Here is a 24,259-nt window from a genome sequence, read left to right as displayed (position 1 = left end):
TCAACTTTCACCGGATGGGTTCCATGGGGACGGTATGTGCTTGACAAACCGCTTGTGGAAGATATATACTTTTCCATGCACTTATTAAAAGTAAGCTTATATCCAATAAGCTCTTACTTATCAATCGATAGGATTATGTGATCCGAATGTGCAACCATTCATTCGCTTAATTCGACATCGATTACTCTCTTTATAACTCTCAGGATTCCTTTTTTTATGGCAGCCGCGACGCGGCTGCTCTTTTTTTTGCCTGCAAGTACAATAAGGCGCCCGGAGACCGTGTCTAGAGGAAGTTTTTCTTGCGGGATCAGGAAGCAGAAGCTCCGAAATTTATACTTTCTGATCTCCTAAAAAAAGGATTGACGAATAAGTAACCATTGGTTATATTTATAGCATACAGATTAAGTAACCGTTGGTTAGTTAAAAAAGGCCGAAAGGAACAAACACCCAGATGCCCAGAAAAAAACAAGTTCGATCCGAACAAACCAAGCAGGACATTTTGAATGCGGCCGGCCGGCTTTTCGCGGCCAAAGGGTACGATGTCGTCACCATGAGGGAAGTGGCCAAGGAAGCCGGCTGCTCCCATACAGCGATCTACATTTATTTTGAAGATAAGGAGGCGCTGCTCCACGAACTGTCCATCCCGGCGTTAACGGAATTGCAGCTTCAGATTGAGGAAAAGGTGTCCGGAAAGCTGGAGCCGGAAGAAGCATTGAGGCAAATCAGCCTGGATTTTATCCGCTTTTGCCTGATTCACCGCAATATGCACCGCATCTTTTTTGAGGCACGCTCCGTAAGGGTGGACGAAGCGGAGCCCGAGCTTGAGATTAACCGCGTCCGTAACGGGATGTTCCGTCTGCTGATGCAGGCTGTCCGGCAGTGTCTGGATTTACCGGAGGGAAGCGAGCGGCTGCTGTCGGCCACCCGGATTTATTTTTACCTGCTTCACGGCATTGTGGGCACCTATCAGCTGTCCGAAGAATCGGCCGAGGAATTGATGGAGCGTCTGCTTCCCACGTTTCGTGAAGCGATCGAGGTTTTGCTGCTGGGCTTCCGCGCACAACATGCGCCGGATAAATAACGATCCACAAAGGAGAGGTTGAAGGATGAGCTTTATCGTTCTGATGCTTTTGTTTACGGTGGTTTGCGGTTGGCTTGATTCCCGAATCGGCCGGACGACGAAAAAGGAGGGGAAGTAAGATGTTCGCAGGTCATTTTGGACTCGCCGCAGCGGCCAAAGCCGCAAGTCCCAAAACTCCGCTGTGGGCGATCATGCTGGGCACGCAATTGCTTGACGTCATTTTTGTGCCGCTGCTGCTTACGGGAATGGAGACAACCGTGGAAACGGATGGTGGAGGATACGGCGGAGCCGTTATCCATGCAGACTATACGCATTCGCTGGTCAGTGCGCTGATCATCGCCCTGCTTGCCGGCCTTGGAGCGTGGAGGCTATGGGGAAAGCGAAGTGCAGGGGTTATCGGCGGCGTGGTCTTCAGCCACTGGCTGCTCGATCTGCTGGTGCACCGGAGTGACATGCCGATTCTGCCGGGAAATCTGGGCTCATTGCCTTTAATGGGGTTCGGCTTATGGAAATGGCCTTTCATCAGCGGCGCTTTGGAAGTTCTTCTTATTGCCGTGGGTGCCGTCATGTATTATCGGTCAGTGCGATTAAGGGCACGCAACGCGTCGGAAATCGCCGGAGGCGCCTTTCCTGCCAAAGCGGTATGGGCTGCTGCGGTCATGGCCGTCCTGCTGACGGGCTCGTTTATATCCGATCTGATCGGGATTTGATCTTCCGGACTTTTGCTGAAATTTGGATGTTCTTGATCAGCCTGTCCATGCGCTGCGTTTGGGTCTCACGTTCTCGGATGTATAATTCCAATAAACTTTATCGGATTTATAATAATTTCCTTCTTTTCAAACCTCACAAAGTATGAGAAAATATGAAAAAATTCGCGTGTGGAATCATTTTCCACAGTTACATGAAGGAGGATCCACCTATGTCCGAGAAACGCCCATTATCCATTGAAACGCTCGCCGTCCATGCAGGCCAGGAAATCGATCCAGCGACTTTTTCGCGTGCCGTGCCGCTCTATCAAACGACGTCTTACGGATTCAAGGACAGCGATCATGCCGCCAACCTGTTTGCTCTGAAGGAGTTCGGCAACATTTATACCCGCATTATGAACCCGACCACCGACGTATTTGAGCAGCGCGTTGCAGCCCTGGAAGGCGGTGCCGGAGCGTTGGCGGTTTCCTCCGGACAGGCGGCGATCACCTTCTCCATCCTGAATATTGCCGGCGCCGGGGATGAGATCGTCTCGTCCTCAACGCTGTACGGTGGAACCTATAATTTATTTGCCAATACGCTGGCGAAGCTTGGCATTAAAGTGCACTTTGTCGATGCCAGCAACCCGGAAAATTTCCGCGCGGCCATTACGGATAAGACGAAAGCGCTGTACGCCGAAACGATCGGCAACCCGAAAGGGGACGTGCTTGATGTGGAGGCCGTTGCCGCTATCGCCCATGAGAATGGCATCCCGCTGATCGTGGACAATACATTCCCGAGCCCTTATTTGCTGCGTCCGATCGAGCACGGTGCTGACGTCGTCGTTCACTCGGCAACGAAGTTCATCGGCGGCCACGGCACGTCCATCGGCGGCGTGATCGTCGACAGCGGCAAGTTTGACTGGGCGGCCAGCGGCAAGTTCCCGGGACTGACCGAACCGGATCCAAGCTACCACGGCGTCGTGTATACGGAAGCTGTCGGCCCGATCGCCTACATTATCAAGGCGCGTGTACAGCTGCTTCGGGATATGGGATCGGCGATCTCCCCGTTCAACTCGTGGCTGCTGCTTCAAGGTCTGGAAACGCTGCACCTGCGGATGGAGCGGCACAGCGAGAATGCGCTGAAAGTCGCGCAGTTCCTGGAAAGCCACGATGCGGTAGAGTGGGTCAGTTACCCCGGGCTCGCAAGCCATCCTTCGCATGAACTGGCGAAGAAGTACCTGCCGAAGGGACAGGGAGCGATTCTGACGTTCGGCATCAAGGGCGGCACGGAAGCAGGCCGCAAGGTGATCGAGAACGTGAAGCTGTTCTCCCACTTGGCCAATGTCGGCGACTCGAAGTCGCTGATCATCCACCCGGCCAGCACCACGCACCAGCAGTTGTCGGAAGAGGAGCAGGTGGCCGCCGGGGTGAACCCGGAAATGCTGCGGCTGTCGATCGGTACGGAAGCGATTGACGATATTTTGCACGATTTGGAGCAGGCCATTGAGGCCAGCCAGCAAGCTTAAGCCATCCAAAGCTATATAAAGCTATAGAAAGCTATAGAAATTAAATCCCGTCCTTATCCTGATCAGCCGCCTCGTTTGAGGCGGCTTTTTGTGTTGTGAATCGTAAGCTTGCCCAATGGGGGCTCTCCGCCCGCAGGCTTTCCTTGGGAAACCGCGCAAATTCCGTATATTTCGCCCTTTCGGCTAATATTCTGTAGGGTATATGGATTGAACTCAAGTTTCGAATGAAAACCCTCATTGTAACGGCTTATCCAAGTCTTTCAACATGAATTGCTTGAGTTCATTCTGTACAGCAATTTACGCAAGTGGAAGCTCATTTATCTCTGAAGAGAGGGTGGACAGCCAAAAATGAAGGGTGAACGGTGTCAGAACAGCTTCTGCCAATTCGGCTCCTGCCCCGCACCTTGCGGTGTGGAAGCGGTTCACCAGCCGGCATGCGGACAAATGGGCGGGAGCGCTCGTGACCGGCGTTCCGGCAGGGAAGAGGAGAACGGCCGCCAGGAATCGGATGCCCCCCACTTGGAAGATGCCGGAGACTATGCAAGGGCGGGCTCCCTTCCCGAGATCGCATCCCTGGTAGAGCTTGCATCCATCGGCTCGATTACGAGGGAGAAGGCGCTTCTGTCCGCGGATTCCGAGCGGATTGGGGAAATCCTTCAGGAAGCGGAGGAATACCGGTCCAAGCCAGAGGAAGGCACGACCCCGGAAATGCTGTTGGATTGGAGTGATTCCATGCGCAGTTTGCGGGTATATACGGAAGAAGCTCCTTACCTGTACCGGCAAAACGAACGCCTGGACGGAGCGGCCGGTCTAGTACTGCTTCGGGAAGAAGAGTGGCTGAGAACCGGCCATCTGAAGGAAATTTATGCGGAGTGGCTCAATCGGGATCCGGGAGTTGACGGCCGCGAACGGGAGATTCAGGAGCGGCTGATGAACCGGTGGAAGGGGCATCTGGTGAATCTCCTGCACAGCCTGCAGGGAGCGCCGCTGACGGTGGCTCTCGTGTCCGGACGGCTGAAAGATTACCGTAAGCTGAAAGGCGACGCGGCGCTGGACATTGATATGCTCCGGGATATTCAGCTGGAAGCCCTGTTTCGGGCCGCCCAGTCCTGCCAAATGCAAAGGATTGACTGCAGTCTGGAACTGCTGGTTCCTTATCCGGAGGACGGGGAGGCTTTTCATAGGATTCATGATTTTATCGATCGGGTCGGCGAGGAAACCCTTTGTCACCAGCGCAGATCCTTAAGATACCGGGTCGGAGCGATGCTGGATTGGGACGTTCGCGAAACAGCGGCAGCGGAAATCGCCAGGTTCGCGGATTTCATCGTGATCAACGGGAAGCATGAAGGGGCCTGGCTGATGGAATACCTGGCCAGCGAAGAGGAGAGGGAAAAAGTGCTCAGTGCGGGCATTCCGTACAGCGTGCTGGAGGAGCTGGTGCACAGCATCCGCCGGACGAAGCCGGCCATTCGAATCTGCCTCTCCGGGGCGGTAAAACCGTCGGATCTCGCTTATGTTTATCGTTTGGGACTGAACGCGGTCAGCACGGTTCCCTCCGAGCTGCCGGGCGTGCGGCTCGCCGCAGCGCAGTGGGAGCTCCTGGAAAGGCAGCACGAACTAAGGCGCAGATCCGCGCAAGGAAGAACGTAGGATCGCGCTTTATAGGATAAATAATCAATAGGCTTAATGATTACTGGGGCGGGAAGGCCTGCTTCGGATTCATTAAAGCCTATTTTTTTGCGTAAAAAATAGCATCCCCGTTTACTTTTTATGGGAGGGCGCGTATACTGTTATTAACAAAAAGTTTCCTTAACACAAAATTATTGTATTGACGCAAAAATGATTATCATTCTCATTTAAAAACAACAATCGCGTAGGAAGAAAGGTTCGTCAGAGGCGTTCCGTTTCCATCCGCATACCATGCTGCTCCGGCTAGTCCGGAGCAGCATGTGCCATTTTAAGGGGACTAATAATGCTATTCATTCTCATTAGGAAGGTGATCACTCATGGAAAACATACGAAATGCTCCTGCTCAATCGATTCAGCGTCAGGCCAATCTGAACCGCCCAGGTCCCGGAAAGAAAGGGCGCTTTGATCTGCGCTCGCTGATCCGCAATTCGGAAATGCAGGCGGCGCTGGCGAGCGGACTGCTTATGCTGGGCGGCTGGGCAGCCAGCTGGCTGTCCGCTCCGGCCGTCGTATCGATCGTGCTGTATATTATGTCTTATGCCGCAGGTGGCTGGCTGAAAGCGAAGGAAGGGGTCGAAACGCTGATCCACGAGCGCGATCTGGACGTCAACCTGCTGATGGTGGCTGCCGCGCTGGGTGCCGCAAGCATCGGCTACTGGAACGAAGGTGCGATGCTCATCTTTATCTTCGCCCTGAGCGGAGCATTGGAAAGCTACACTACCGAACGAAGCAAAAAGGATATTTCATCGCTGATGGCGCTGAAGCTGGAAACCGCGCTGCGGATTCAGGACGGGCAGATGAAGCTCGTTCCGATTGGGGAGCTGGCCATCGGCGACCTGGTCTTGGTCAAACCGGGAGAATTGATCCCGGCGGATGGAATCATCCAAAAGGGGAACTCCTCGGTGAACCAATCGTCCATCACCGGCGAATCAGTCCCGGCCGACAAAGCCGCGGGCGACGAGGTGTTTGCCGGAACTCTTAACGGGGAAGGCGTGCTTTACGTCGAGGTGTCGCGTTCGGCAGAGTCTACCGTCTTCGCCAAAATCGTAAAGCTCGTGGAGGAAGCCGAGACCGAGGTTCCGGATTCGCAGCGTTTCATGAAGCGGTTTGAAGCCATTTATGCGCGCATCGTGGTGGCGGCTACGCTGGTCCTCATTTTCCTGACTCCGTTTGTGCTGGGCTGGAGCTTTGGAACTTCCTTTTATAAAGCGATGGTGTTTTTGGTGGTAGCTTCGCCGTGCGCACTGGTGTCTTCCATTATGCCGGCGATGCTGTCCGTTATCTCCAACCGGGCACGCCGGGGCATTCTGTTCAAGGGCGGTGCGCATGTCGAGAACATGGCGCTAACGTCTGTGGTCGCTTTTGACAAAACAGGAACGCTGACGCTCGGAACGCCGCAGGTAACGGATTTCATTCCGGCGGACGGATACGACCGCCTGGAGCTTCTGGGTATTTGCGCATCCGTGGAACAGCTGTCCGAGCATCCGCTGGCTAAAGCCATCGTGGTGAAAGCCGAGGAAGAGGGAGCGATGCTGCCTTCAGCGGAATCGGTGACCTCGTTGACCGGCTGGGGTATGGAAGGCTGGGTTCAGGGCAGACGCTGGCGCATCGGGAAGGCGGATATGCTGGATCAGGCCAACCCGTCTGGCGAACATGCCGCATGGCTCCGGCTGCGTCAGGAGCTGAACGCGGCCGGCAAAACCGTGTCCGTGATTCTGGACGGAGAGCGGGTTGCCGGGCTGGTCGCACTCGCTGATGTGATTCGCCCACAGGCGGCCGCTGCCGTGAAGCAGCTGCAGTCGATCGGCGTCAAGGTCGCGATGCTGACCGGCGATCACAGCCTGACGGCAAACGCCATCGGCAGCAGCATCGGTGTTGATTACGTCTTTGCCGATTTGCTGCCAGAAGAGAAGGTCAACCATGTGAAACGGCTGCGCGAGCAGTACGGCCACGTGGTGATGGTCGGGGACGGCGTGAATGACGCGCCTGCATTGGCTACGGCCACCGTAGGTATGGGCATGGGGATGAACGGCAGCGGCACCGCGCTCGAGGTGGCGGATGTCGTTCTGATGAACGACAACATTGAGGAGATCGCCTCGACGATTACGCTCGCCCGCCGCGCCCGGCGCATCGTCAAGCAGAACATGGTGTTCGCCGTGTCGGTGATTTTGCTGCTGATGGTCAGCAACTTTGCCGCCGGCATCGCCCTTCCGTTCGGCGTGGTCGGCCATGAAGGGAGCACGATCCTTGTCATTTTGAACGGGCTCCGTCTGCTGCGGTAAGTGCGGTGTCGAGACCGAAGCGGCTCATAAATGAAGGAACCTCCGAGAGAGAGTCGGAGGTTTCTTTTTTGCTCGGTAGGAAATTGTTAAACGATTTGTAAAAATTAAATTGTTCACAATTCAGGTGAAAGGCATGTATACTTGATCTATTGACATCTTATGAAAAATGTATGATAATGATTATCAGATAATAATTATTTTAAATTAAATGATAAATAGATCCCGGACGAACCCGCTAAGGGACGATGCACCGGGAACGGGAAGCTTGGAGGGAGATCCTATGTATAAATCCGTAATTATCGGGACAGGACCTGCCGGATTGACGGCAGCGATTTATTTGGCACGGGCCAATATGAGTCCGCTGATTATTGAAGGGCCGCAGCCGGGCGGCCAGCTTACCACGACGACAGAAGTTGAGAACTTTCCAGGATTCCCTGAAGGCGTGATGGGACCGGAACTGATGGATAATATGCGCAAGCAGGCGGAGCGTTTCGGCGCTGAATTCCGCACGGGCTGGGTGAACAACGTGGAGCTGGGCGCGCGTCCGTTCAAGCTTGACGTGGAAGGCATCGGCCATATCGAAACCGAGACGCTGATCCTGTCCACTGGCGCAACCGCCAAATACCTGGGCATTCCCGGGGAGCAGGAGAATGTCGGACGCGGCGTAAGTACCTGTGCGACCTGCGACGGATTCTTCTTCCGCGGTAAAGAAATTATCGTGGTCGGCGGCGGCGACTCCGCGCTCGAAGAAGCCGGCTTCCTGACACGTTTTGCATCCAAAGTGACGCTGGTACACCGCCGTACTGAGCTGCGCGGCTCCAAGATCATGCAGGATCGCGTGCGTGCCAACGAGAAGGTGGAATGGGCACTTAACCGTACTCCGCTCGAAGTTGTGGCTGACGAGCGCGGCGTGAAAGGCCTCAAAGTGCTGAACAACGAGACAGGTGAAGAGGAACTGATCGAAGCAAGTGGCGTGTTTGTTGCCATCGGTCATCACCCGAATACCGGATTTTTGGGCGGCCAAATTACGCTCGACGAGAACGGCTATATCGTTGTGCAGCCGGGAACGACGGAAACGAACATCCCTGGCGTTTTCGCCTGTGGCGACGTTCAGGACACCCGCTACAGACAGGCCATTACGGCAGCCGGAAGCGGATGTATGGCAGCAATCGATTGCGAGAAGTATATCGAAAGTCTGGAGCACAGCGCAGTCGCTCTGTAATGGATGCATGATTTGGACCGATCAGGCCGGCGCAAGAGCCTGTTGACATACACGACATTTTCACGATATGAGGTGACCTAAAGCGATGGAAAAAGTGATTGTATATACCAGCACCAACTGCCCGCACTGCCGTCAGGTGAAAGGATACTTGGCCGACAAGGGCGTCGAGTTCGAAGAACGCAACATCGAGCAAAACGATGAGTATGCACAGCAGGTCTGGGACATGGGCGTTCGCGCCGTTCCTTTGACCGTCATTGGCGAGAACCGCGTGTTGGGCATGAACACAACCCAGTTTGAGAAGTTTTTGAATCAACAATAATTTTCTGTTCATTCTATAACCGCTAAATTAGAGGTCGTCCCTTGGAGCAAAGATGCTTCCGCCGGGGCGGCCTTTTTTTCGTAGGCGCAAAAAATAAGGGATGACCGCCAATGGCAGGCCGCGATCCGGGCCGCTCTGGGGTATCCCTAGGCTTTTTTACTTTTAAAACGCTGTCAAAAGAACAGTTTCCCGACCAGCTGCAGCACGAAGTAGATGATAATGCCCGTCGCGATGAGCGTGAATCCGGCCTTGGGACGGCCCTGAAAAAAACGCAGAATGGCCAGGCTGAACAGCGGGGCGATAATCAGCAGAAACAGCAGCACGGTCACGAATACCTCGACCGATATATTGGAAATATCCACGTAAGTCACGGACAATCTCTCCATTCCTAAGGTAAAATCATCGGGTTTACCAACGTCCACAAACAATCATTTCTATACAACATTCCTATTATATACGAAACCCGGCCTGCATTTCCGTAGATTCGGGGGAAAAATACGTCGATTTTTCGTCAAATCCTGTGCCAAGGACGAAATAAACGGAAGCATGAGAGATCCTGCCGAATTGACATGTCCGGGAAGGAAAACGCCTGTAAAGTCCGAATATACTAAGAAAAATAGATTCGGAAGGAATGAAACGCATGCATACATCACAAGCAATGCAGGAACTGCTGTCCGCAAGAATGGTTGCGATCGTCCGGGGGATCACCCGGGATCAGGCCAGGACGGCAGGTGAGGGACTGATCGCCGGAGGCGTCCGGCTTATGGAAGTTACGCTGAATACCGATGGGGCGCTGCACATGATCGAAGGCTGGCGCTCGGCATACGACGGACGAGCCTACGTAGGCGCTGGAACCGTATTGAACCTGGCCATGGCCAAGGAGGCGGTTCAGGCTGGAGCGCAGTTTCTGATCTCGCCCAATGTCGATCAAGCCGTCATCTCCTTTGCTCTGGAGCAGGGCATCGACGTATGGCCTGGTGCCATGACGCCGACTGAGATTGTGGCCGCTTACGAGGCCGGTGCCAGCGCAGTGAAACTGTTCCCGATGGGCAGCCTCGGAATTGGCTATTTGAAAGAGATCCGTGCGCCGCTGGATCATATACCTCTGATGGCTACAGGCGGGGTGACGATCGGCAATATTGCCGATTATTTCGAAGCAGGGGCGTGCGCGGTCGGGATCGGCAGCTCGCTGCTGCCGAAGGCGGAGCTGGAGTCGGGAAATGTCGAGGCCGTCCAGGAACGGGCCGCGGCGTTTGTTCAGGCGGCTGCCCGAACAGAAACGGATAAGTAATGGAGCGGCAAGAGGTGCTTTAAGCGAGCAGGAGGCAGCAGGTGTGCTGCATGGAATCGTTCGTTAGCCGGTCACAAACCGCCTCAGATGGCCGTTCGCAAAGCAGCATAGAAGCGTTGTGTCATAACTTGCCCATAGCTGGAATAGAGTCATTTGGAAGGGCCATTTTCATGTACGGGTAGGCTCGTTCGGCCATGGGATGACAAAAGCGGTACAGGTGTGGACCGGCATGATGGTCAGGAAGGGAGGGGGCCATATGATTGTAAAGCGCTTCTCGCTCGTTTCGTTGCTGCTCTTTGGAACGGTGGTTGCCGCCGCCGTTTCCCCGAGCATTGATTGGCAAAGGGTATATGCGGCCGCGACCTCTCCGGCGAATGTGGTCACGACCGTGGACGGGATTCAGGCGAAGCTGCTGGCCGCCATGAATCAGCGCCTGGAGAAGATTCAGTTTGTGTACCAGGGCAAGACGTCGGCCCTCAAGAGCCAGCTGAAGAGCGCCCTCGAACAGGCGCTGGAGAGCGATCCCTACATCAATTACACGATCGAAAGCTATGGTTACTCCTACAGCGGCAGCTCGAAATCGGCCACGGTGAGTGTGCAGTTCCGCTACCGGGAAACGGCCGCGCAGACGGCTTACGTCGACCAGCGGGTGAAGGCGGTACTCGGCAGCCTGATCCGGCCTGGCATGAACGATCATGAGAAGATCAAGGCGATCCACGACTGGGTGATACTCCATTTGAAATACGATAGGACCCTTCAGAAATATACCGCGTATGACGGACTCAGCTCGGGCAGCACGGTCTGCCAGGGATATTCGCTGCTGACTTACAAAATGCTGAAGGAAGCCGGAATTCCGAATAAAATTGTGGAAGGCACCGCCGCCCCGAGAGATACGGGCGTGAGTCAGCTGCATGCCTGGAATCTGGTGCTTCTTGACGGCAAATGGTACCACTTGGACACGACCTGGGATGATCCTGCTCCGGACAAGGCCGGTGAGGTCGGTACGGGCTATTACCTGCGCACGGACGCGCAGATGAGGAAGGACCATGCATGGACCAAAGCTTATCCCGCTGCCATGACCTTGTATCGCGATACGCTGTCCGGCCTGATCCGGCAGGGAGGAAGCCATTTGGCGTTTTACCAGAAGCTGCAGGAACAGCTTGAGTACCAGCTGTATGATCCGGCGCAGATCGTATCGACATCCGCCCAGCTCAGTGCCAAGGCCAAACCGGTGGTCGCTGCGGGAGGGCACTCGCTGCTTTTCCGGTTCCACGGGGACAAGGAGCAGCTGCTCGGCGCCCTGCAGGATTTGTACCGGCTTGGGGTGAGCTCGATCTCATACACGCAAAGCCCGCTGGATGAGACGGAGGATTTGAGAATTTACGTCACTTGGAAATAGGCAAAGCGGTGTATTGGCAAGCGAGACTTGCCGCTATGCAGCAGAAAGCCCCCTCACTTCTAAGCCCAGGAGCTTGGCAGGAGAGGGCTTTTTGGCCATCTGGTATTTTGGGAAAGCCATCAGCACCTAAAAAAAGGAGACTCACATTTTCATTTGTGAGTCTCCTTTTTTATGTTACCGCGGGTCGTGGGTGGTCAGGTCGCACTGCTCCAGCGGGGTCAGCTTGGTTTTCTTTTTCCACTTGTAGCCGAACCATACGGCCAGGAACAGCGGAATGCTGACATACGTCACGAGAATGCCGTACCAGTCGATTTTGCTGCCGGTAAACGCTCCGGTGTTCTGCCCCAGGATCGCGATGATGCACAGGATAAAGGCAAAGATCGGTCCGAACGGGAACCAGCGCGCCCGGTAGGGCAGCTCGTCCAGGGAATGTCCCTGGGCGAGGAAAGCCCGCCGGAAACGGTAATGGCAGACGGCGATGCCGAGCCAGTTAATAAAGCCGCACATGCCGGAGGCGTTCAGCAGCCAGTTGTACACGACCCCGTCGCCGAACAGGGAGGCCAGAAACGCCAGCATACCGATCGCCGTGGTGATCAGGAGCGCGTATACGGGAACGCCGCGGCTGTTCAGCCGGCTCAAAAATTTAGGTGCCAGGCCGTCCTTGGCCATGGCATACAGTACGCGGGTGGAGGCGTACATGCCGGAGTTGCCCGCCGACAGCACGGAGCTCAGAATGACCGCGTTCATGACGGATGCCGCAAAGGCCAGACCCGCCTTTTGGAATACGAGGGTGAACGGGCTGACGCCGATATTGTTCAGATCGGTCTTCAGCAGGTTCGGATTCGTATAAGGAATCAGGAAGCCGATGACGATGATCGCCAAAATGTAGAAGATCAGGATCCGCCAAAATACCTGCTTGATGGCGCGCGGCACGTTTTGGCGAGGATTTTCGCTCTCCCCTGCGGCCACCCCGATCAGCTCGGTTCCTTGGAAGGAAAAGCCCGCCGCCATAAAGACGCCGACGAAAGCAAAGAATCCGCCATGGAAGGAGCTGCCGCCCAGGTTGAAGTTCTCGAAGCCGACCGGCTTGCCCCCCATGATCCCGAAGATCATCAGAATGCCGACAATCAGGAAAATAATGACGACCGCGATTTTAATAATGGCAAACCAGTATTCGGATTCGCCGTAGCCCTTGGCTGATAGAATATTGAGGGCAAACATGATAGCGAGAAACAGCAGACTCCACAAAAAGGAGGGAGAGTCCGGAAACCAATATTTGATAATGACCGTCGCCGCAGACAGCTCGGCCGCGATCGTGATCGCCCAGTTGTACCAGAAGTTCCAGCCGACGGCAAATCCGAAGGCCGGGCTGACGAAGCGGGTGCCGTAGGTGCTGAACGAGCCGGAATCCGGCATGTAGGTAGCCATTTCTCCCAGGCTTGTCATCAGAAAATATACCATCAGGCCGACGGCGGCATAGGCCAGAATCGCTCCGCCCGGTCCGGAGGAGGAGATGGCGCTGCCGCTTGCCAGAAAGAGCCCGGTGCCGATAGAGCCGCCGAGGGCGATCATCGTCATGTGCCGGGATTTCAGGCTCTGTTTGAGTGCCGTTGCCGGTGTTTTTAAACGCATAAAAAGAAATCATCCCTTCAAATATGAATATGACTTCATGGAGTGGAAGGGGAACAACCAAAAGGGACCCCAGGTATGAAGTACCCGCGGTCCCGATAAATGACGCTATGGCTTCCGCACCCGTGCTTCCATGAAAGATAGCTCATCACGGCGTCTTCATCTTCCTGCAGGAGGAAGGAACACCGCGACAGTTCTGTCCCTTTCGGAGAACAGACCCAGCATGCCAACCGTAGAGCGGGTTCGCACACTTCGGCGGAAGGCGCCCTTCGCTGTCGTCACCGGCGGCTCTTACGCCTCGGAACAGCTACTCATCGCTTCCGCAACCTCTACCTCACCTTGGACGGATGAGGTTATCTTTTACATATTTCTTTGTATTGATGTATTGAACACGTAACATCGTAACGTATTACGCCGGGAAAAGGCAATGGTTAAAGCTGGAACTCCGGAAGAGCCGTTCCCTGCAGTCTTCAGGAGCGGCTCCGCTTGGCCATCTGCTGCCACACGGTGCCTGCGGCCTGCTCGCCGGATTCGATGCGTTCCAAGGCCATCCGTGCCTGCAGGCTCACTTCGAACTCGGGATCGTTTACCGCTTCCTCCAGGGCATCGCGCGCTTCTTCCGTCCCCACTTCGTACAGGAAGCGGGCGGCGCGCCAGCGGACGATCTTGCTGCTGTCCTTCAGCGTCGCCTGCATCGCCGGCGTGGCCGCCGGGTCGCCGATGTCAGACAGCGTGTCGCCCGCCGTCCGGCGGACGGTCGGCGAGCTGTCCTTCAGCGCCTCGTACAGCAGCTCCATCGCTTCCGGCGTGCGCAGATCGCCGAGGTAGACGACCGCCAGGCGGCGGGTCTGCATCTTCTCGTCATGCAGCGCCTGACGGATGATCGGCAGCCGCTCTTCGGTCGGCTGCATGCCGTCCAGGGCGGCATAGCGAACCTTCCAGTCGGCGCTCTGCATCGCCTCGGCGAGCTCGGCGTCGCTCAGCTCGCGCCGCTCCTCTTCAAACTCGCTCTCGCTGGCGCCATGGGCGATCGCCTGCTCAATGACCTGCTTCAGCCGATCTTCAGGAAACGCCGCTTCAAGCTCCTGCTCGACCTCACCGGCGATATCCTCCAGCTCCCCGTAGCGGACGCCGTAATCCTTCAGCTTGCGCTCCTTGATCATCGTCGCCGCAGTGACTTCCATTACGGCTTTCGTGAAGCGGTCGGACAGCGCCCGGCGAACCTCCTGAGTGCCCGATTTCACGCGGATCTGCATCGGGATGCCCCGGAAGAACTGCACGAACACTTCCGCCTCGCCGTAGTGGCTGCCCGCTTCTGCGTCTTCTTCCGTGAACTGGCTTGTCAGGCCCTCCTGGCCGAACCGCTCCTGCACTTCGCCAAGGATGGCGGACCAGTCCGCGCTGCCCAGGCGTTCCAAGGCGACAAAGTCAAGGGTATGGAACACGCTCTTGACCCCTTGGATATGCAGCATCTCCCGGATCCAAGCCGGGGCGGAGCGTTCATTGTCAAGCGTATATGTTTTGCGGATACCGGGCTCCAGACTCTCATCCAGGTGCAGCTTCATAGAGTTCGGACTCGGCGTTGGCTCGATAAATTTGATCTTCACAGATAAAGACCTCCTTCTTCTTCAATACCTTTTACTATTGAAAAAAATGATACAACTCATTCCTGTATAGATGAAACCACCATCTAAACTACAGTTTACCTCACTTTGCCCCCAAACATAAACCTTTTGCAGCGGATAGAAAACGGATGGAAAGACGACAATGACTAAGAGGTTACCAAGCTGCATAGAAGGAGCTGTACTGCCGCGTGATATTCACCATTTATTTCGCGCCGATGCTGATTGTCGTCGTGACGATGATGCTTTTGGCGCTGTACGTCATTCATTACTCCGACCTGCATGACGAATAATTCATAGACTTGGCGGCAAGCGAGCTTGGGATAGAGGGATGCATTGCGAGCGTCAGCGCTAGTGGTACACAGGGTTTCGGATCGGGTAAAATGGAATAAACAGCAATTACACCCGGGAAGGAGGGGGACTCTTGCCGAAGATCCGCTACAATAACATGGATAATGTCAGTACGGATAAAACGTTGAAGCAGTTCAGACAGTGGCGCCAGGAGCGGCGGCAGAAGAAAAAGGACTACAGCTTCCAAATCCCGAATATGCCGCCGGATCTGGAGTATCTGCACGGCAACCGGCAGGATACGTCGATTACCTGGATCGGCCACTCCACTTTTTTCATCCAGTATGAGGGCCTCAACATTATGACGGACCCGGTCTGGGCCAAAAGAATGGGCTTTGAGCGGCGCCTCGGCGCGCCCGGTCTCCTGATCGATGATGTGCCGCCGGTGGACATCATTCTCATATCGCACTCCCACTATGACCATATGCACATGGCTTCTATCCGGAAGCTGTACCGGGCGGGCACGACGCTGATCGTTCCGGTCGGCCTCCGCGCGAAGATGGTCCGCAAAGGCTTCCACAATTGCCGGGAGCTGAAATGGTGGGAGCATGTAGTCATCGGCCAGGTGAAGATCAGCTTCGTCCCGACGCAGCACTGGACGCGCCGCACGCCGTTTGACACCAACACATCGCACTGGGGCGGCTTTGTGATGGAGCCGCATGAGACAGGGGAAGCCGGTAACGCCGGAGCGGAAGACGGCACCAGGATGCTGCCGCCCAACGTCTATTTTGCGGGGGACAGCGGGTATTTTGCCGGCTTCAAAGAGATTGGCCGGCGCTTCAACCTGCATGTAGCGCTGATGCCGATCGGGGCGTATGAGCCCGAGTGGTTTATGACGTCGCAGCACGTCAATCCCGAAGAGGCGCTGCAGGCTTTTCTGGATGTGGGGGCCGATATGATGATCCCGATGCATTACGGCACGTTCCGCCTGGCCGACGATACGGCCCGGGAGGCGCTGGACCGGATGGAGGCGGAGAGGGTCCGACTCGGTCTGAGTGAGGAGCGGATTAAAGTGATGCATTACGGGGAGACGCTGACGATCCACCCGGAGCGGAGGTAGTTCCGGATACCGAACAGGAATCGGATACGTCGATAGATCCATACGAAACACCGGAAAGACCGCCGGGCGGCTTCTTTCCGGTGTTTTTGCATGGCCCCTTCCCTTACACCATGGTGCATTCGAGCGGTTTGGACAATGGCCCCCATCCTTCTATGTTGGGGTACTTTTGATTATCTCTTAGCGCGAGCGGGAATAGAAATAGATAAAAACGATTATATTGATAGAGATAGGCAATGATAGGACAAACGTCCGGGTAGGGGAAGGAATACCCGGGCTCGGCCGAATCCGCGGGCTATACTTTGTTCCTTCTATTATGAAATGGGCTTCGAACGCACGTTGATTTATGCTATAATGTGCTGAAGCCTACTAGCGAAAGGAATGGTAATACTTCATGATCAGTACAAGCGGCGTGACACTCCGTTACGGAAAACGCGCACTTTTTGAAGATGTAAATATAAAATTTACGCCAGGCAACTGCTACGGTTTGATCGGCGCCAACGGAGCCGGCAAATCGACGTTCCTCAAGATCCTCTCCGGCGAAATCGAGCCGAACCAGGGCGAGGTTCACATGACACCGGGCGAACGCCTTGCGGTGCTGAAGCAGAACCATTTTGAATACGACGAGTATCCGGTTTTGGAAACCGTCATCATGGGTCACAGCCGTCTGTATACCATTATGAAGGAAAAGGATGCGCTGTATGCGAAAGCGGACTTTTCCGAGGAAGACGGACTTCGTGCGGGTGAGCTTGAAGGCGAATTCGCCGAACTGAACGGATGGGACGCCGAGCCTGACGCGGCTGCACTCCTGATCGGCCTCGGCATTCCGCGCGAGCTGCATGACAAGAAGATGGTGGAGCTCTCCGGCAACGAGAAGGTCCGCGTCCTGCTGGCACAAGCCTTGTTCGGCCGTCCGAACAATCTGCTGCTCGACGAGCCTACCAACCACTTGGATCTCGAATCGATTCAGTGGCTCGAGAACTTCCTGATGGACTACGAAGGCACTGTCATCGTCGTATCCCACGACCGTCACTTCCTGAACAAGGTATGTACGCATATCGCGGATATCGACTTCGGCAAAATCCAGCTGTACGTGGGTAACTATGACTTCTGGTACGAATCCAGTAAATTGGCGCTGGAGCTCCAGCGCGAGTCCAACAAGAAGAAGGAAGAGAAGATCAAGGAGCTGCAGGCATTTATTCAGCGGTTCTCCGCGAATGCTTCCAAATCCAAGCAGGCGACTTCCCGGAAGAAGCAGCTGGATAAAATTACGCTGGACGATATCCGCCCTTCCAACCGGAAATATCCGTTCCTTCATTTCAAGCCGGAGCGTGAAGCAGGCAAGCAATTGCTGACGGTAGACCGTATCACGAAGACCGTTGAAGGCGAGAAGGTGCTGGATGAGCTGAGCTTCGTCGTAAACAAAGGCGACAAGATCGCTTTTGTCGGCCCGAACGGACTGCCGAAGTCGATGCTGTTCGAAGTGCTGATGGGCAAGGCGGAGCCGGACGCGGGCGAGTTCTCCTGGGGCGTTACGACGACACAGGCGTACTTCCCGAAAGACAACTCCGAATATTTTGACGGGGTGGACCTGAACCTGGTGGAATGGCTTCGCCAATTCTCCAAGGATCAGGACGAGACGTTCCTGCGCGGCTTCCTGGGCCGGATGCTGTTCTCTGGCGAAGAAGCGCTGAAGAAGGCGAGCGTTCTCTCCGGGGGAGAGAAGGTGCGCTGTATGCTGGCCAAGATGATGCTGAACGGCGCGAACGTGCTGCTCCTCGACGAGCCGACGAACCACTTGGACCTCGAGTCCATCACCGCGCTGAACAACGGGCTGATCGACTTCGACGGGACGATCCTGTTCACATCGCATGACCATCAGTTCATTCAGACGATCGCCAACCGGATCATCGAAATTACGCCGAACGGTATCATTGACAAAGTCATGACATACGACGAGTATCTGGAGAACGATGAAATCAAGGCGCTGCGCGAGCAGATGTATCCGCAGGAAGTTTAACACTTCAAGCCATGAAAAAAAGCTGCCATTCCCTTAAGCGGGGGTGGCAGCTTTTCTGTGTTGTCCGTAAAGCCTGTGGCTTGTTTAGGACCCGCCAGTGCGGCGGCGCTGATTGTTGGGTTTTTTCGTGTTTTGGCTCTTCATCGCGTGCGGGGCATTGCTTTGGAAGCCGCCGGGCTTGCCGCCCTTGTTCTGCTGCTTCTTCTGCTCCAGCTTCGCGCGGATGGCGTCGGCCAAATTGACCTTTTTGGCGTCCTGATTATCCGTCATGGGTAGGGTTCCTCCCTTTGGGGTTGTGTCCTTATTCTAGCTGTTTTTGCGGCTCCCCACAAGAGATGGGAGAGACAAAACCTCTTGAACATAAGCAACTATGTTTCTCTAGACCCACACGACTTTCGTTTGCTAGGATAAAAAAGTGCCTTTGGGCATGAAACGGTGAAAAGGGGCCAACGAACTTGGATCATATCTATGAAGATATCCGAAAAGGGGAACGCGGCGCCTGGATCAGCATTGCGGCGTATTTGATCCTCTCCGCGGGCAAGCTGGTCGGCGGTTACTTCTTTGCGTCCAGCGCCCTGCTTGCAGACGGGTTTAACAATCTGACCGATATCGTGGCGTCGGCCGCCGTGCTGATCGGCCTGCGGATATCGCAGAAACCGCCGGACTCAGACCACCCGTACGGTCATTTCCGTGCAGAGACGGTAGCATCGCTGATCGCTTCGTTTATTATGGGCATGGTCGGTATTCAGGTGCTGGTGGAGGCGGCCAAATCCCTGTTTATGGGCAAAGAAGCCTCGCCGGATTTATGGTCAGCCGGCGTGGCGGCTGTCTGCGCTGTATGCATGCTGTTCGTCTATTTATATAATAGAAAGTTGGCCAAGGAGATTAAGAGCCAGGCCTTGATGGCGGCCGCCAAAGACAATCTGTCCGATGCGCTGGTCAGTATCGGGGCGGCAGTCGGGATTGTCGGGGCACAGTTCGGCCTGCCATGGCTGGATGTGGTGGCGGCGTTTGCCGTAGGTCTGCTGATCTGCAAGACGGCCTGGGATATTTTTCGCGATTCCACCTACCGCTTGACCGACGGGTTCGATCAGGAGGAACTCCGCGATTTGCGGGGCACCATTGCCAAAACCCCCGGCGTTGAAGGCATCAACGATGTGAAGGCCAGGGTTCACGGCAACCATGTCCTGGTCGATGTCGTTATTGTGGTTGACCCCACCCTCAGCCTGATCGAAGGGCATGCCATCAGCGACAAGATAGAAGAGCGGATGAAGAGAATTCATAATATTATGAACGTCCACGTCCATGTGGAGCCTCGGGAGAAAAGCTTGTGAAGGCCAGTTCCTTTGAAAAGCTCCTGTGTTCTTGATCAGCTTCAGTGAACAGCCGCAGTGCATAAGCATTGTGGCTGTTTTTGCGTCCGCCCGCTGCCTTTCGGAGAAATGGTCTCAGCAATGGGTCTGACGAAGTGTGAAAATAAAAATTGGAAAACGGTTCCAACGTAGCAGGTAATTATGAGGTTTGTGGGATATCCAGTTGGAGAAATTCGATGAATAATGACATAGATGGAGGGATTTTACAAATTCCTGTCTCAAATCATGCTTACGATGGAAAGGAGTAAAGGCTGTGAACAGAACGTTTTGGCGATTGTGGACTGCTTGCACTGCCGGATTGCTGGTGATGGTTGGGATGTGGCCCGGATTCAGCCTTGCGGTTGCCGAGCCGACGCGGTCGGCGATTGAATGGTCCAAGGATTACGGAAGCCAGTCCGGCGGAGAGGGGGTCATCCCTACATCAGACGGTGGCTATCTAGCCCTGGGCGACATCTATGACTCGTATCGAAAGGCCTATGTGGTAAAGCTGGATGGAGAAGGGCAGGTGGAATGGGAGCAGAAGCTGGCTTATTATGACTGGGGGTCCAGTACGGCATACCGGGCCATTGAGACCAAGGACGGGGGGTATCTCATTGCAGGGAACACGGGTGAAGAGTTTGAGCCGATTCGGCAGCTGTTCCTGATCAGGCTGGATGCATCGGGGAATGTGGTGTGGCAGAAGGTCCTGGATGCACAAGGATATGATCAAAACCCGAAAGCCATCGTTGAGACGGAGGACGGCAGCTTTTTGATCGCCGGAAGCGGAATCGTCCACTGGGTTGCTTATGACAGAGCTTATATCGCCAAGATCGATCAAAACGGGAATACGCTGTGGTACAACCAGTATAGTTTTTCGGGGAGCGACTATTTAACCGATCTGATTCCCGCGAGCGACGGGGGTTACATCGCTGTCGGCCACGCAGGTATGGTGGAATATGAATCGAGAGAACATGATGCGATGCTGGTAATGAAGATCGATGATCAAGGCAAAGAGGTGTGGTCGAAGCAAACGGTCGAGCCGCGCAGCGGCTGGACAGCCTACTCGGTCATTCCGGCCGAGGACGGAGGCTATATGATCTTGAGCCGTAAATCCGTTAACGGCAACGGCGTGCCGGTACTTACCAAGACGGATCTGACCGGACAGGTGCAATGGGAAAAGACATACCCGGATGGTGCCAATTCGCAGAATTTCAATCGTCTGGTCCAGACGGAAGAGGGCTACGCGTTGCTGGGTGAACATGTTACATACTTGGACTGGAGTTCAGAGTGGAAGCATCAATACAGCGTGTTAAGCGTCGATCGGAGCGGAGGGCTGATCAGCAGGGAATTGTTCAAGGGGCCTCCGATCTACAGGGTCGGTACCGCATCGGGAACTCCGGACGGAGGTTATATTTTCCCGGGAACCGTTCAGCGGGGAGACAGCGCGAAATTTCAGCTGATGAAGCTCATGCCGCCGGCGGACCAGCCGCCTGTTGAGCGAACACTAACAGGCATCGCATTTTTGGAAAAGGAAAAGAAACTGAAAACAGGTTCAAGCGTCTCCACGGTGCTGCAAGCGGTATATGATGACGGAACCCGAAGCGATTTGTCCAACGCCGCAGTCTACGTTTCGGGGGACGCTGCGATTGCCGAAGTCGACGCATTAGGCCGAATCACGGGAAAGGAGCCGGGAGACACCTATGTGGAAGCATCTTACGAGGGTTATACAGCAAGATTGAACGTGACTGTACTGCCGGAAGATACGGGCGAGTATGATCCCCTGAACGGCTATCTCGAGCTGGATTCGTCCCAATACTCGCTTTCGGAAGGTTCGACGCTGGATATCAAGGTTTTTTTGTATGACTATTCGACACAGACGAGATCGGATATTACCAAGCAGGTTCAATTCAGCAGCAGTCATCCGGACGTTGCCGAAGTGGACGGGGAAGGAAATCTGATCGGTCATAAGCCGGGCTTGACCCAGATCTCTGCCCAATATAAGGGAGGCCGGACGATGGCCTCGGTCCAGGTCGTCCGCGCCGCTGCTCCAATCGGCACTGACCTTCCGGATCAAGGCGGGACGGATAACGGGGAGGATTTGGAGAATTCAGTAGAGGAATAATCGTGTAAAGTTTCGTCTGATGAAAACATGGATGAACAAGGCTGGCCTGAACAGGGCCGGCTTTGTTCTACCATTTGGCCGCTGCAGAGATTTCCTTAATGTTCCCTGATTTCCAGGGACCAGGCGTATTTAAGACCATAGACCTGTTTATTACCAACATTTGGAGTGTTTATTTGTGTAAAAAGGGCCATGCGGTTTCTCGATCCTCCTGCCTATAATGAGAGCAAGCGCTAAGCGGACCGGCGTTCCCCGGTTTCTACAAGCGACTCAGACATCTCAAGGAGGAATGAAATGATTAACATCAAGAAAAGCTTACTCGGATGCCTGCTATTATCCGCTGCCATTTCTGCTGCCGTCATCATCCCGACCGGACATGAGGCTCAAGCGGCGTCGGCATCCAGCCAGGTTCAGGCACAGGGCCAGGTCGGCGTTATCCAGGCCTCGGTGAATCTTCGGGACAAGCCTTCCCTGTCCAGCAACGTGCTCGGTTATGTGAAAAAAGGAGAGACCGTGCAGATTTTGGAGAAAAGCACGGCTTATTATTATAAAGTGAAAACTTCGTCGGGCAAGGTTGGCTACGTCAGCACCCGCGAAAAATACATAGCCGTTAAGGGCACTGGTTCGGCATCCCAGCCAAGTACCGGATCCTCTGAAGCGGCACCACCCGTCTCCGCGGAAAATACGAATGCCATGATCGAAAAGGTGATCCAGACCGGCATGAAGTATTTGGGAACCCCTTACGAGTTCGGTTCCAACCGGAATACGACGACCACGTTCGACTGTTCGGATTTTACCCGCCAAATCTTCAAAGAGGCTGCAGGCGTTGTGCTTCCGGCAGATTCCAGACAGCAGGGCTCCTGGGTGAAGGAAAACAGCGGAGCTGTGTACAGCACGGACCAGCTGAAGCGGGGAGATCTCGTGTTCTTTATGAGTTACCGCGGATCCAGCGCTTCCGCCTATCAAGGCGTTGATAAGTCCAGCCAGCGGATTACCCATGTGGCGGTGTATCTTGGCGACGGCAAGCTGCTGCATACCTACTCCAATCAAGCCGGCGGCGTTACGGTATCGGATTTCAGCAACTCTTGGAAGCTGAGATTTCTGTATGGAGGCAGCGTTCTGAAATAAATTCCGCGTAAATGCAAAGGACCGGAGAATTCTCCGGTCCTTTGTTGTCCCCCGCAAAGGCTTCGCTGAGCGGGAGGTTTGATGATATTCTATGTAGAAGGAACTAAATGACGCCGACACCCGTTAGTAAAACTCCTTAGTTCTTTCTAGTACTGGCATATTGCTTTTAGGATGTCTTATTTTACGAGAACCCAGGCCGTTCCGAGCCACGTGTAAACTTCCACCCACTCGCCGAGGAGCGATCCAACGCGGTTGCCCGTGGTGTCAACGACTTGCGGAGCAAGGACGCTTGCGACTTTACCGCCGGGCTCAAAGTAGAACGGTGTATTTACCGTCAGGATGAGAGGCACCGTAGGATTCGTTACTTCTTCTCCTGCAGAGATGATCGGCTCAGGCACCAGCTTGGTAGGTTCGGCAACGGTCTCCGACGAGCCTGTGGCCGAAGTCGTGGTGGACGGAGTGCTGTTCGTTGTAGACGTTGTGGATGCGCTGTCCGCGAACGCTGCGGTTCCCATGGAAGCCATTAATCCGAGTGCTGCTGCAATAGTGATGATTTTTTTCATAGACTGTGTTCCTCCTTGGAATAGTATGCTTCTACACTATCCAAATAACCCTCTTAAAGACAAATGAACCAAGTTATCTAGTATCGTAGAAAAAAAGATTGTTTTAGTTTACCATAAATATGGTAGAAGCGTCAGGGTGGATGGTACCAAATATCCCGGCTGCCTGTTTTTGAAGTAGGCCAAAAATGAAACTTTAGAAATGCGCCGAATGGTGGAGTGAACTTGCTTTTCGGCAGAAAGGAGGCGGACATGCGCCTAGGGAAGTTTTTGTTTCGGTTCATCATAACGATCATCATCTTGGTCATTATTGCCGCAGGCGTGCTGATCTGGTACATCGCTCCGGACCGCAAGCTGAATTTGAATTATACGGATCTGAATATCCAGGATAAAGCGATGCAGATGCTGAAGACGAAGAAACCGGAAATTACGCTGAACAACGAAGAGTTGAACGAGCTGGCCAAGAAAGAGCTCATCAAGCACATGGGTGATATGCCCCCGCAGGTTACCGTTACCGGAGCCGAGTTCCAGTTCCATGGGCAGGAGGTTACGGCGGATATTAACGGCAAGTGGGAGTTTATTCCTTTTGGTGCCGAGCTGACCTTCACGATGGATGCCGACGGCAGCGTCATTGTGCTGAAGCATGAATCTACGAGGATCAAGTCGATCCGCGTCCCGGCGGAGACCTGGGGGCTAGGCACCCTTTCCGTGCCGCTCAAGGAGCACTTGCCGGACATCCTTAGAGTGGACGATGTTCAGTTCTTGGATGACGGCGTTAAGCTGACGTTCAAGCTGAACTGGCTGGATCTGCCGTCGCTCTTTTAATGAAACAAAAGACTGCGGGCATTAAAAAAACCAAGCGCCTTCTATCCGAAGGACCGCTTGGTTTTTTTGCTCATTCTAACCTTTTTCTTATCTCTTTTGGC

At 54.5% G+C, this 24,259-nt stretch carries 20 protein-coding genes and 1 riboswitch; of the genes, 15 read left to right on the top strand and 5 right to left on the bottom strand.

The features are described 5' to 3' along the window. The first annotated feature begins 451 nt into the window (after positions 1-451). The 7 genes from KI379_RS32265 to KI379_RS32235 all read left to right on the top strand — a co-directional run bounded on the left by KI379_RS32265 (position 452) and on the right by KI379_RS32235 (position 8,808). The gene (locus tag KI379_RS32265) at positions 452-1,081 is read left to right on the top strand and encodes a TetR/AcrR family transcriptional regulator (RefSeq protein ID WP_212986100.1); all 630 of its coding nucleotides are present in this window, start codon (positions 452-454) and stop codon (positions 1,079-1,081) included. 119 nt (positions 1,082-1,200) lie between these two features. Continuing rightward, positions 1,201-1,791 carry a permease gene (locus KI379_RS32260; protein WP_212986099.1) on the top strand — a complete coding sequence of 197 codons (591 nt, stop codon included), beginning with the start codon at positions 1,201-1,203 and terminating at the stop codon, positions 1,789-1,791. Between the two features lie 209 nt (positions 1,792-2,000). After that, a complete protein-coding gene (locus KI379_RS32255) occupies positions 2,001-3,296 on the top strand; it encodes a homocysteine synthase (protein WP_076176155.1) in 1,296 nt (431 codons plus the stop codon). A gap of 348 nt (positions 3,297-3,644) precedes the next feature. Continuing rightward, positions 3,645-4,946, top strand: a complete 1,302-nt coding sequence (locus tag KI379_RS32250; RefSeq protein WP_212986098.1) for a putative PEP-binding protein — start codon at positions 3,645-3,647, stop codon at positions 4,944-4,946. A 356-nt stretch (positions 4,947-5,302) separates the two neighbouring features. Then, entirely contained in the window at positions 5,303-7,267 is a 1,965-nt protein-coding gene (locus KI379_RS32245; RefSeq protein ID WP_212986097.1) for a heavy metal translocating P-type ATPase, read from the top strand. Positions 7,268-7,547: 280 nt separating this feature from the next. After that, entirely contained in the window at positions 7,548-8,489 is a 942-nt protein-coding gene (gene trxB / locus KI379_RS32240; protein WP_076176148.1) for a thioredoxin-disulfide reductase, read from the top strand. Between the two features lie 85 nt (positions 8,490-8,574). Next, positions 8,575-8,808 carry a glutaredoxin family protein gene (locus KI379_RS32235; RefSeq protein WP_076176146.1) on the top strand — a complete coding sequence of 78 codons (234 nt, stop codon included), beginning with the start codon at positions 8,575-8,577 and terminating at the stop codon, positions 8,806-8,808. A 173-nt stretch (positions 8,809-8,981) separates the two neighbouring features. Here KI379_RS32235 and KI379_RS32230 read toward each other — a convergent pair whose 3' ends face one another. Further along, complete coding sequence (locus tag KI379_RS32230; RefSeq protein ID WP_076176143.1) at positions 8,982-9,179, bottom strand: hypothetical protein; 198 nt, start codon at positions 9,177-9,179, stop codon at positions 8,982-8,984. Between the two features lie 269 nt (positions 9,180-9,448). Here KI379_RS32230 and KI379_RS32225 point away from each other — a divergent pair, with 269 nt between their 5' ends. Continuing rightward, entirely contained in the window at positions 9,449-10,099 is a 651-nt protein-coding gene (locus tag KI379_RS32225) for a bifunctional 4-hydroxy-2-oxoglutarate aldolase/2-dehydro-3-deoxy-phosphogluconate aldolase (protein WP_244879524.1), read from the top strand. Between the two features lie 256 nt (positions 10,100-10,355). Continuing rightward, positions 10,356-11,498, top strand: coding sequence for a transglutaminase domain-containing protein (locus KI379_RS32220; protein ID WP_212986096.1), 1,143 nt, complete (start codon positions 10,356-10,358; stop codon positions 11,496-11,498). Between the two features lie 174 nt (positions 11,499-11,672). On the opposite strand, the gene KI379_RS32215 is transcribed toward KI379_RS32220, so the two are convergent. Together KI379_RS32215 and KI379_RS32210 are read right to left on the bottom strand one after the other, a co-directional pair. Continuing rightward, on the bottom strand, positions 11,673-13,130 hold the full coding sequence (locus KI379_RS32215) for an amino acid permease (protein ID WP_076176136.1): 1,458 nt from the start codon (positions 13,128-13,130) through the stop codon (positions 11,673-11,675). A 130-nt stretch (positions 13,131-13,260) separates the two neighbouring features. Then, positions 13,261-13,467, bottom strand: a riboswitch (Lysine riboswitch). Positions 13,468-13,597: 130 nt separating this feature from the next. Continuing rightward, the gene (locus tag KI379_RS32210; protein WP_212986095.1) at positions 13,598-14,734 is read right to left on the bottom strand and encodes a virulence factor; all 1,137 of its coding nucleotides are present in this window, start codon (positions 14,732-14,734) and stop codon (positions 13,598-13,600) included. Positions 14,735-15,173: 439 nt separating this feature from the next. On the opposite strand from KI379_RS32210, the gene KI379_RS32205 reads away from it, so the two are divergent. Both KI379_RS32205 and KI379_RS32200 read left to right on the top strand, forming a co-directional pair. Next, positions 15,174-16,157, top strand: a complete 984-nt coding sequence (locus KI379_RS32205; RefSeq protein ID WP_212986094.1) for an MBL fold metallo-hydrolase — start codon at positions 15,174-15,176, stop codon at positions 16,155-16,157. Between the two features lie 391 nt (positions 16,158-16,548). After that, positions 16,549-18,174, top strand: a complete 1,626-nt coding sequence (locus KI379_RS32200; protein WP_145029826.1) for an ABC-F family ATP-binding cassette domain-containing protein — start codon at positions 16,549-16,551, stop codon at positions 18,172-18,174. A gap of 84 nt (positions 18,175-18,258) precedes the next feature. On the opposite strand, the gene KI379_RS32195 is transcribed toward KI379_RS32200, so the two are convergent. After that, entirely contained in the window at positions 18,259-18,444 is a 186-nt protein-coding gene (locus KI379_RS32195; RefSeq protein WP_076176128.1) for a hypothetical protein, read from the bottom strand. A 185-nt stretch (positions 18,445-18,629) separates the two neighbouring features. Here KI379_RS32195 and KI379_RS32190 point away from each other — a divergent pair, with 185 nt between their 5' ends. The 3 genes from KI379_RS32190 to KI379_RS32180 all read left to right on the top strand — a co-directional run bounded on the left by KI379_RS32190 (position 18,630) and on the right by KI379_RS32180 (position 22,773). Next, positions 18,630-19,508 (top strand): cation diffusion facilitator family transporter, encoded by an 879-nt coding sequence (locus KI379_RS32190; protein WP_212986093.1) that lies wholly within the window; start codon positions 18,630-18,632, stop codon positions 19,506-19,508. 292 nt (positions 19,509-19,800) lie between these two features. Further along, the gene (locus tag KI379_RS32185) at positions 19,801-21,648 is read left to right on the top strand and encodes an Ig-like domain-containing protein (RefSeq protein WP_212986092.1); all 1,848 of its coding nucleotides are present in this window, start codon (positions 19,801-19,803) and stop codon (positions 21,646-21,648) included. Between the two features lie 291 nt (positions 21,649-21,939). Next, positions 21,940-22,773 carry a C40 family peptidase gene (locus KI379_RS32180; protein WP_076176121.1) on the top strand — a complete coding sequence of 278 codons (834 nt, stop codon included), beginning with the start codon at positions 21,940-21,942 and terminating at the stop codon, positions 22,771-22,773. Between the two features lie 176 nt (positions 22,774-22,949). Here the strand turns inward: KI379_RS32180 and KI379_RS32175 are convergent, their stop codons facing one another. Beyond that, positions 22,950-23,336 carry a hypothetical protein gene (locus tag KI379_RS32175; protein ID WP_212986091.1) on the bottom strand — a complete coding sequence of 129 codons (387 nt, stop codon included), beginning with the start codon at positions 23,334-23,336 and terminating at the stop codon, positions 22,950-22,952. A 249-nt stretch (positions 23,337-23,585) separates the two neighbouring features. Here KI379_RS32175 and KI379_RS32170 point away from each other — a divergent pair, with 249 nt between their 5' ends. Next, a complete protein-coding gene (locus KI379_RS32170) occupies positions 23,586-24,158 on the top strand; it encodes a hypothetical protein (RefSeq protein WP_212986090.1) in 573 nt (190 codons plus the stop codon). Positions 24,159-24,259: the final 101 nt, after the last annotated feature.

This window comes from Paenibacillus cineris (genome assembly GCF_018333335.1).
GTDB classification, from domain to species: Bacteria; Bacillota; Bacilli; order Paenibacillales; family Paenibacillaceae; genus Paenibacillus_AQ; species Paenibacillus_AQ favisporus.
Note: the sequence above shows the minus strand (reverse complement) of the source record. Positions and strands in the feature narration are given on the sequence as shown.